Annotated in this window: 1 protein-coding gene; it reads right to left on the reverse strand. The window is 49.3% G+C overall.

All coding sequences use genetic code 11. The features are described 5' to 3' along the window. On the reverse strand, positions 1-837 hold an 837-nt coding region (locus tag A3738_RS03925), incomplete at its 3' end, for a hypothetical protein (RefSeq protein WP_068763372.1). Between the last annotated feature and the right edge of the window lie 21 nt (positions 838-858).

Genomic DNA, 858 nt, shown 5'->3' on the forward strand with positions numbered 1-858 from the left:
TGCAAGGTTGATGTAGCCATCATCTTCACCCTTGATTAAGCCAGACGAAGCGCCTTCAAGGCCTGGGAAGCCCTTATAACCACCCATCACGTAGATTGGTGCGCCTAGGTTAGAACCGATGTAGCTCTTCACAGCATAAGAGTCGAATGTTTGTAACCACTCTACGCTAGCATTACAGTCTTGGCCTAGGAATGCGAAGTTGATAATACTATCAAGCCAGTTGCCATTACATACGCGGTCAGCACCTTCGGTTCCACCGATTGCTCCACCAAGTGTGAATATGCCTGCCAGACCTGACATCGCAGCGTCGAAATTTACAGACACACCACCTGAAGGTGTGTAGGCCGTGTTGTAGTTTGGAGAGCCCGCTAGTGCGTTGCCCGCAATGTACATCATTTCCGTTGCGCCTTGGCTGTGGCTAACTACCCAGAAAGTGTCATTGGCAGCACATTGTGTGTTCGCTTCAGGGTGAATGTAGCCATCGCCATTACCTTGGCGAATTGCAATGATTTGACGTGCAATTTCACCTGCCGCTTCATCGCGCCACCATTGATAGCCCGCTTCGTCTGTAGAGTTGTAGCCGACAATTGCGTAGTTATCTGTTGAACCAGCAATAAGCTCGGTGATCGCGCTGTTTCCAGCATACTCGCTAAAGTTGTAGTTGCTCCAATAATCTAAAGCAGGTTGGTTTGTGCCGCTTTTGAATGAGCCGTCTGTTCCATGGCCGTGAACCATGATGTAGCAGTTGTCAGCCGCTGCTTGGCTTGCGCCAAAAGCAAGTGCTGAACCGAAAAAGAGTCGTGCGAGAAACCCAGGTTTCTTGGTTTTAGTTTCCATAATCAGGCCTTTAGTTCGTCT

This window comes from Oleiphilus sp. HI0066, assembly GCF_001635725.1.